Raw genomic sequence first — 8,080 nt, forward strand, 5'->3', positions numbered from 1 at the left:
GGGCTCTCTACCCTGGGGGGGGACGGGCTCCCTTCCGCACCGCCACTTTACTCCATTCGCAACAGACAGGGGGGGGGCAGGGACCGGCGCTGAGAACTGGCTGCGGTGCATCTTCTCCCGGTATCGCTCGGCCAGATGCCCGGAAATAGGCATGACCGTTCGCGTATCGGCATGGCCCCCCGACGGCGAGACCAAGGCCCTCACGTGCAGAAGCAGGAAGGAGGATGCTATCTTACGGTTCCGCCTGGAAAGGTTTTGGCCGCCGGCGCTGAAGTCATCGTTCGTCACATCATCGCGCCGGGGCGCAATGCCGAGAACGAGCGGGCCGTTGCGAAACTGGACACGATCGAATGGATGGGCGAGCGTCGCGCCATGACCGAGATCATCGCGGGATACGAGCCCTACCTCTCGTTCGTTTTATTGCTGCTCCTTTTCGCAGGATTTGTGACCGAACGCTATCCGCCAGAGGTGACTGCAGCCGGTGGGGCAGCGCTGTTCATCGGCTTGGGGCTGGTGCCCTCGGATGACGTGCTGGCCGCTTTCGCCAATCCCGCACCGATCACGATCGCAGCCATGTTCGTGGTGAGCGGCGCCTTGGTCCGGACCGGCTTGCTGGATGCAGTCGCCAATCGGGTCGTGGCAGGGGCGACCCACCGACCGTCTCTGGGGATTGCCGCGTTCCTGCTGGCAACGCTCCTCGCTTCTGGGCTGATGAACAACACCCCTGTCGTGCTGATCCTGATACCCGTGGTGGTGCGTCTGGCGCAGAGCCTGGACATCGCTGCGACGCGTTTGCTGATCCCGCTGTCCTACACAGCTGTTTTGGGCGGAACTTGGACGCTTGTCGGCACCTCGACCAACATGCTGGTCGCGGGAGTGACCAGCAATCTCGGCATGGCGCCGTTTTCGATGTTCGAGATAATGCCAGTCGGCTTGGTCGCCACCGTCGGGGGTGGCTTGACGTTGTTGGTGCTGGGCCCGCTTTTGCTGCCGCGCCGCAGGAAGACAGGCGATATCGGCTCAGGAGGCGAGGCGCATTTCCTGACCGAATTGCGCCCGTGCGAGGGTTATGCAGGCTTGGGCCAGCCGATAAACGAGGTTTCCGACCTCGACCGTCCCGACATTCACGTGCACGCGATACGTGCACAATCGGAGGTCAAACGCTCGAACCTCCAGGAGCACCGGCTCGAGGTCGGCGACCGGATCGTCGCCAGTGCAACGACGTCTGAGCTCCTGACGCTGCGCGATCTGGAGGGCATGGAGGTCGGCCTTCGGCATGGGCCGACGGACGGCGAGGAGGTTGCAGTGGCTGAGGCCGTCGTGACCTTGTCGGGGCGCGGCAGCAACATCCGGCTCGCACGGCTAGCCCTCGGCCACCGCTATGGAATGCGGGTGCTCGGTGTCCATCGACATGGCCAAGACCTGGGACCCGACCTTCCGACAGTCTTGTTGCGCCCCGCCGACAAGCTGCTGGTGGAGGGGACCGCGGAAGGTCTTGCCCGCCTTACGCAGGCGGGTGACCTGGCCGCAATCACTCAGGCGAGCGCGCGTGCTTATCGACGACAAAAGGCGCCGCTGGCGCTTTTGGCCTTGATTGCGGTGATGAGCCTGGCGGCGCTCGGCGTGGCCGAAATCAGTCTTCTGGTGCTGATGGCTGTCGCGGCCATTCTGCTCCTGCGTTGCATCGATAGCGAGGAGGCATGGAGCTCCATCGACGGGGGTATTCTGGTCCTCATATTCTCGATGCTGATCATCAGCGCGGGTTTGCAGCATACCGGGGCAATGGCCCTGATGGTCGCGGCCCTTGTCCCGCTGATCCAGGACCTGCCGCCAGTAGTGATCCTGGGAGCGATTTACCTGCTCACCTCCTTGCTCACGGAAACCGTCACCAACAACGCCGTGGCAGTGATCATCACGCCCATAGCCATAGGGCTCGCCTCGCACCTGAGCCTTGATCCGCGGCCATTCGCCGTGGCGGTGATGTTCGGCGCGAGCGCCAGTTTCGCAACCCCGATCGGGTATCAAACGAACACGCTGGTCTACGGCGCCGGGAATTACCGCTTCACCGATTTCCTGAAGATCGGGGTGCCCATGAACCTGATTGTCGGAGCGGTCTCGGTAGCTGTCATCCCTATCTTCTTTCCTTTTTGAATGCCGGAGCTACAGAGGCTGCGCAGAGAGGGTCAAGGGGGCCGTAAGGGGACCTCGAAACATCAATACATTCTGGGTCTGGGCTCGAAATCCGCAGCCGCGCCACTTCCCTTTCCATGCGCATGATTTGGACACCATGCTGACCATCTCGTGGATTGGGGGATGGTAATCAGCTTTGGCAGAGTTGGTCTTCCGCGACGGGTATAAGACGCCCTGATCTGGCCGTCGGATCTGCAAGGGGGCCTAAAGACGCTATCAAGCACAAGAGGGTCCTGAGACTGGTGGTGCTCAATATTGGGCAGCGGCCTGGCGGTTCCGGTCGCGATTACCATTGCGCTGCGCCGCTGCTCTTATCGACTGAGCTCTTTCAGTCCCATCATGAGATTGGTCATCGAGAACATCCTCGGTTCAGGTTGGCTTTCGAAATCCGACCCTAACGAGAAACCCGACGGCCGCCTCGGCTACATCACGCCCCGGGGGGACACGATCGGAGGCTGTGGCGAGCCGTTTGGTTCAGGGACACTCAGGAAGGTCCAGAAGGTGGCTTGGGAATTCACCGTCCGCGGCTGTCTTGATGTACTTGTCTCCCTGGCGGCTGATCGCGACCTCGCACCAGGCTGCTTGGCCCGATACCGCGACATAGAAGCCCCAGCCTTCCTCCATGAGGTAGACCGCGCGCTCCTGCGTCATCTTCCAGCGGGTTCCATCAGGATTGACGCCCCCGATATGGGAGATGCGGTCCTCCGCGCTGCTGCCGTCTCTAACCCTGATGCAGTCGATCTGTGCCTTGATGGTCATCTTTCCCCCAATGGCGGTTGTCGCAACCTTATGGTGAACCGCCGCCATGAAGTGTGGCAATCTTCGACGGTGGCGAAAAGCGCCCGCGCTGGAGAAAGGCGTTCTCGTGCTCAAGGGCACTCGGGCAGGCTCAGGAGATGCGTCGGGAAGTCACCGTCCGCCGCCGTCTTGATGTACTTCTTTCCTTCGCGATCGACAGCGACTTTGACCGCGACGGGATCGCTATCGACATTGACGAAGAACATGCAGTCTCCGCTCTCGATCTTCTGGATCACCTCGTCGAGGTCGAGCTTCCAGCGGTTCGCGAGGGAGCCGCCGCCCACATGGCTTATGCTGCCTCGCGGCTTCCAGTGATTGGCTCTGCGAATGCACTTGATCTGGATCGTCTTTGGCATGTCTTCTCTCCGCATAGGGTCGCTACGACCCTATGATGAATGGCTGCCCGGGGTGTTCAATCTTTGGCCGCCCCTTCAGCTGACACGACCATGCGGCTCGCAGGCGTCAGGGCTACTGTCATGCGATGCTTCCATGGCCTCCGCCATCGCTCGCAGAACCCGGATGACCTCCTCCCGGACCAAGGCGCGGGCAGCCGGCTTGGAGAGAGTGTCGTCGATGGGCAGGGCAAGGTTGATCACGGCTTCTGGTTGCCCGTGCAGCAAGTCGTTTGCTTCGGAGAGCGTCACCTCGGCCTTTGCGTGGAGGGTAGCAGGGGCAGGGGTAAAAAACGGGTCGTCATCCGGGATCTCCGGCGTTCGGATCGTCTTTCGCAGCACGTAGCTGCCGAGCTTGCTGGACATGGGCCCTCCTTCGATGTCGACGACCTGATGGTGAAGCACTGGCCGAATGGGGGCTATCCTGCGACTGCTGCAGATCAGTCGACGCGGCGCAGGATCGTGCCGTCATCGAGAACCTGGAAGGTCCGCTCGTCGATGTATCCGACGGGGCGACCGTCAACCAGCCGTAGTTCCTGTGTGCCAGCCAACTCGGCGATCTCGCCCGCCGGGGAACGGCCCGTGTTGAAGTCCTGCCAGAGCTGAACGTCGTGGCGCTTGCCGAGGTCGTCCGCACATTCATAGGTGGCCAGGTGGCGCATCGGCATGGTGATCCTCCCTTAAGATGGCGGGGGCTTGAGCGTGGAGCATTGGCGGATGGTTGGCAAATTCCCGGCGGCCGCGAGACATTCCTCACGGCTCACAAGCCAGCATCGACAGCTAGCTTATCAGATCGCTCTTTCCTTCAACTCCGCCGTTACGCCCTGCGCCACTTTTGCCAGTCTGCCACCGCCTCGATCACCACCCCTCCAGAAACGGCGTCAGCGCCACGAACATGCACACCACCGTCAGTGGTCCGAACGCGATCAGGAACTAGCGGAACACTGGCGCTTCACGCCCATCATCGATGCGCGACAAGCCGAACAGCGCGGGCCCAGCAACTCGAAAGAAGACGCCCGCGATGATGGTCCAGCGCCAGGGCCGCGAAGAGCGTCAGGTCATCGCGCTCTTCGCCATATCCGGGGCCGGTCCTCACCGTCGTCATGCGCCATCATTCTTTTTCCTGATCTTCACCCTCGCGCAATCGTCGGAGGTTGGGGCCTTTCAGGGAGGGCATCATCACCACGAACAGGCTGACCACCGCGATCGGCCCGAAGGCGATCAGCGCCATAGGAACAACACTGTTTTCCCCGGTGGTCCAGATGATCCATACCCCAGCCGCCATCGGCGTGAGCGCCAATAGAAACACCCCGTAGAGAACCGCTCCCCGCAATACCCAGCGTGAAGACCGGACCGTTTCCTCGGACCGGGTATTCGGCTCTGTCACGCTACATACTCCCGCAGTTTCCCTGCTGCGACGCGGGCAATGCAGGCATAGGCCGGGGCGGCATCAGACTTCCCGGCGCTGGCCTCCAGCTCCGGCTGCCGATGCCTCCGTCTATCAGCCCCGCCTTCTGCGTGCGCTCCAGCAGATGCTGCGCGACCGAGGAGGTTGCCCATTCTATCCGCCCTCCTCGGTGCCGGCTCCCGCATCACTTCGAGCTGCGCCGCGATCTGCTTCAATGTCATCCCGGGTGCCGAGCTCTCGACGCCAGCGCGAAGCCCCGGATTGTCGCCAACGCGGCCCTTCTCCGGCGCCGAAGCTAGCTCCGCCAAAATCCGCTCGCGCCATTGCGCGGAGGGTTTTGCAAGTCCGTCGAAACACAAGCGGTATGGCGCACCCCATTACAAATCTACCTAGTTGGATAATGCGGTTTGAGCGTCCCCTGAAGAGGATGGGCTGCCGCTCAATCTGGTCCTTGAGTGCTGCGTCGTTCTTGCACCTGCGCGCCCAGATCAACCAAAGCCGGACCTGTGGCACGTCCCTCAAGGCGGGCACGGATCATCTCTGCGGCGCGTGTGCCCATCTCGAAGCGGTTGGTGCGCACCGAGGTGAGCGGCGGCTCGGCCGCGCGCATCATCTCGAGATCGTTGAAGCCGCAGATGCCGAGTTGCCCGGGCACCGAGACCCCCATGCGCATCGCCTCGAACAGCGCGCCGAGCGCGAGGTCGTCATTGTTGCAAAACACCGCGTCGGTCTCGGGATGGCGCGCCAGAAGCGCGCGCAGCAGTTCCGCGCCGCCACCGACGCTCGACGGCGTGTCGGTGGTCTCGACCCGGTCGGGATCGAACACGCCATGCGCCTCGGCCTCGGCGCGGAACCCCGCGAAGCGACGCCGCGTGCGCGGATCCATCCGGGCGCCGAGAAAGCCGGGCCGGCGATAGCCACGGTCGATCAGGTGGCGCGTCGCCGCCGCCGCCGCGTCGTGATGCGAAAAGCCGACCATCATGTCGACCGGATCGGGGCCGGTTTCCATAATCTGCACCACCGGGCAGTTTGCCCGGTCCAGGAGTCGCCGGGCCGCCTCGGTCTGATCGATACCTGCGATGATCAGTCCGGCGGGACGCTGGCGCAGGAACACGCCAAGAAGCTTTTCTTCCGTTGCAGATTCGTAGCGGGTGATGCCGTATTGTACGTCGAACCGGCTTTCAGCAAGACAGTCATAGATGCCGGAGAGCACGTCGGTGAACACGGCATTGGTGGCTGAGGGGATCAGTACGCCGATCACGTCGGCGCGGCCGGTAGCCAGGGCCCGCGCCGCTGGGTCCGGCACGTAGCCCAGCTCGGCCACCGCCGCGTCGATCCGCGCCCGCGTCTCGGCCTGCACCGTGTCCGGACGCCGCAAGGCCCGGCTCACCGTGATCGGCGAAACGCCGGCCCGGGCCGCCACCTCGGCCAGTGTCACGCGTTTGCTCATATTTGCTTCCCCTTGACGGATGACAGCGCTATCACGTATTGATAGCGCTGTCATCGTATTCAGATGGGTACGTTGCGACAAGGGAGGCGGCATGAGCGAGCGGCAGGGACCGATCCTGGTGATGGGCGTGAGCGGCGCCGGCAAGAGCACCATCGCGCGCGGTCTCGCCGACCGTCTCGGCGGCGCCTATGTCGATGCCGACGACCTGCACCCCGAGGAGAACGTCGCGACCATGGCGCGCGGCGAGCCGCTGACCGACGCGTTGCGCTGGGGCTGGCTCGACCTCGTGGCCAAGGCGATGGCCGAGACCGAGCCCTTCGCCGTGGTCGCCTGCTCGGCGCTCAAGCGCGCCTATCGCGACAGGCTCCGGGCGCATCTGGGCCCGTTCCCGATCATCTATCTCGACGGCGACCGCGCGCTGCTGCGCGACCGGATGTCGGATCGCGAGGGGCATTACATGCCGGTCTCGCTGCTCGACAGTCAGTTCGAGGCGCTGGAACCACCCACGCCTGAAGAGGGGGCGATTTGCGTGTCCGTCACGCCGCCGCCCGAACAGGTTCTTGAGACAGCGCTGACACAACTTTCTTCCCGCCTGCAGGGAGGGCCCGACGGGTCCGGGCAGGCGGATCACACCCCGAGGAGGACCTCATGACCAAGACCTTCACCATCACGCTCGCGACCGCGCTGACGCTGTCGGGCGCGGCCATCGCGCAAGATTACAGCTTCCGCTTCCAGTCCTCGGACCCGGCGGGCAACCCCAACTTCGCGCTGCAGAGCGAGTGGGCCGAGAGCGTCGCCGAGATGTCCGACGGCCGCATCTCGGTCGAGATGCTGCCGGTGGAATCGATCGTCGCCCACAACGAGACGCAGGACGCGATCGCCGCCGGCATCCTCGACGGCCACATCACCGACACCTCGTATTTCTCGGGCAAAGACCCGGCTTTCGGCCTGATCGCCAACCCGGTCGGCGCCTGGTCCGATCCGCAGCAGATGTTCGACTTCATGGAGGCCGGCGGCGCCGAGCTGATGAACGAGCTGGTCGAGCCCTACGGCCTGCATTTCATCGGCGCCACCACCCCGGGCCTCGAGGCCTTCGTCTCGAAGGTGCCGCTCGAGGGGGTCGAGGATCTCAAGGGTCTGAAGCTGCGCGCGCCCGAGGGCCTGGTGCAGCAGGTCTTCGCCGCCGCCGGTGCGGCGCCGGTGAACCTGCCCGGCTCGGAGGTGTTCACATCGCTCGACAAGGGCGTGATCGACGCCGCCGACTACACCGTGTTCTCGACCAATCAGGCGCAGGGCATGCACGACGTCGCGCCGCACCCGGTCTATCCCGGCTTCCACTCGATGCCGCTGGTCGAAGTGTCGATGAACCTTGAGAAGTGGAACGCGCTGCCCGACGATCTCAAGCAGGTCATGGAAGAGTCGGTGAAGCAGTTCGCCCAGAACCAGGTCGCCTCGCTCAATGCCGCTGATGAAGCCGCTGTCGAAGAGGCCAAGGCCTCGGGCGAGATCACCGTGCATGACTGGTCCGACGAGGAGCGCGCCAAGTTCCGCCAGATCGCCATGGGCGAATGGGAGAAAGTGGCCGCGAGTTCCGAGAACGCGCAGAAGGTCTATGACACGCTGACCGGCTACCTGACCGAGAACGGCCTGATCGCCGAGTAAGACCGGCGCGGCCCAGCCGTATCCCTGTGACGCCCGGGCCCGCGGTCCGGGCGTCTTCGCAAGCACCTTTCAACGAGGGACAAGGCCAGTGACAGAAGATCACACCGACATCACGCCGCCCCGCGAGGAGGGCGGGCCGATCCCGGAGGCGGGCTGGCTCGGCCGCGCCATCGACCGGGT

General features: G+C 63.9%; 9 protein-coding genes. 3 read left to right on the plus strand and 6 right to left on the minus strand.

The genetic code is table 11. The features are described from left to right. Positions 1–204 precede the first annotated feature (204 nt). Positions 205–2,151, plus strand: coding sequence for an SLC13 family permease (locus tag O4G76_RS19520; protein ID WP_373568052.1), 1,947 nt, complete (start codon positions 205–207; stop codon positions 2,149–2,151). 513 nt (positions 2,152–2,664) lie between these two features. On the opposite strand, the gene O4G76_RS19525 is transcribed toward O4G76_RS19520, so the two are convergent. The 6 genes from O4G76_RS19525 to O4G76_RS19550 all read right to left on the minus strand — a co-directional run bounded on the left by O4G76_RS19525 (position 2,665) and on the right by O4G76_RS19550 (position 6,238). Beyond that, positions 2,665–2,997, minus strand: a complete 333-nt coding sequence (locus tag O4G76_RS19525) for a DUF3892 domain-containing protein (RefSeq protein ID WP_269398827.1) — start codon at positions 2,995–2,997, stop codon at positions 2,665–2,667. Between the two features lie 62 nt (positions 2,998–3,059). After that, positions 3,060–3,344, minus strand: coding sequence for a DUF3892 domain-containing protein (locus O4G76_RS19530; protein ID WP_269398828.1), 285 nt, complete (start codon positions 3,342–3,344; stop codon positions 3,060–3,062). A gap of 75 nt (positions 3,345–3,419) precedes the next feature. Further along, complete coding sequence (locus tag O4G76_RS19535; protein ID WP_269398829.1) at positions 3,420–3,746, minus strand: hypothetical protein; 327 nt, start codon at positions 3,744–3,746, stop codon at positions 3,420–3,422. Positions 3,747–3,820: 74 nt separating this feature from the next. Further along, positions 3,821–4,048 (minus strand): hypothetical protein, encoded by a 228-nt coding sequence (locus O4G76_RS19540; RefSeq protein ID WP_269398830.1) that lies wholly within the window; start codon positions 4,046–4,048, stop codon positions 3,821–3,823. Between the two features lie 443 nt (positions 4,049–4,491). Next, positions 4,492–4,767 (minus strand): hypothetical protein, encoded by a 276-nt coding sequence (locus O4G76_RS19545; protein ID WP_269398831.1) that lies wholly within the window; start codon positions 4,765–4,767, stop codon positions 4,492–4,494. Positions 4,768–5,227: 460 nt separating this feature from the next. After that, a complete protein-coding gene (locus O4G76_RS19550; RefSeq protein ID WP_269398832.1) occupies positions 5,228–6,238 on the minus strand; it encodes a LacI family DNA-binding transcriptional regulator in 1,011 nt (336 codons plus the stop codon). A gap of 91 nt (positions 6,239–6,329) precedes the next feature. On the opposite strand from O4G76_RS19550, the gene O4G76_RS19555 reads away from it, so the two are divergent. Both O4G76_RS19555 and O4G76_RS19560 read left to right on the plus strand, forming a co-directional pair. Beyond that, complete coding sequence (locus O4G76_RS19555; protein WP_269398833.1) at positions 6,330–6,890, plus strand: gluconokinase; 561 nt, start codon at positions 6,330–6,332, stop codon at positions 6,888–6,890. Then, positions 6,887–7,900 carry a TRAP transporter substrate-binding protein gene (locus tag O4G76_RS19560; RefSeq protein WP_269398834.1) on the plus strand — a complete coding sequence of 338 codons (1,014 nt, stop codon included), beginning with the start codon at positions 6,887–6,889 and terminating at the stop codon, positions 7,898–7,900. Before O4G76_RS19555 ends, O4G76_RS19560 begins: the two co-directional genes overlap by 4 nt. Positions 7,901–8,080: the final 180 nt, after the last annotated feature.

This window comes from Limimaricola sp. G21655-S1, assembly GCF_027213785.1.
Classification (GTDB): domain Bacteria; phylum Pseudomonadota; class Alphaproteobacteria; order Rhodobacterales; family Rhodobacteraceae; genus Limimaricola.

Excerpts from the sequence above, each read along its gene's own strand:
- O4G76_RS19525 (WP_269398827.1), bottom strand. The coding sequence starts at position 2,997 with ATGGCGGCGGTTCACCATAAGGTTGCGACAACCGCCATTGGGGGAAAG.
- O4G76_RS19530 (WP_269398828.1), bottom strand. The coding sequence starts at position 3,344 with ATGCCAAAGACGATCCAGATCAAGTGCATTCGCAGAGCCAATCACTGG.
- O4G76_RS19535 (WP_269398829.1), bottom strand. The coding sequence starts at position 3,746 with ATGTCCAGCAAGCTCGGCAGCTACGTGCTGCGAAAGACGATCCGAACG.
- O4G76_RS19540 (WP_269398830.1), bottom strand. The coding sequence starts at position 4,048 with ATGCCGATGCGCCACCTGGCCACCTATGAATGTGCGGACGACCTCGGC.
- O4G76_RS19550 (WP_269398832.1), bottom strand. The coding sequence starts at position 6,238 with ATGAGCAAACGCGTGACACTGGCCGAGGTGGCGGCCCGGGCCGGCGTT.
- O4G76_RS19555 (WP_269398833.1), top strand. The coding sequence starts at position 6,330 with ATGAGCGAGCGGCAGGGACCGATCCTGGTGATGGGCGTGAGCGGCGCC.
- O4G76_RS19560 (WP_269398834.1), top strand. The coding sequence starts at position 6,887 with ATGACCAAGACCTTCACCATCACGCTCGCGACCGCGCTGACGCTGTCG.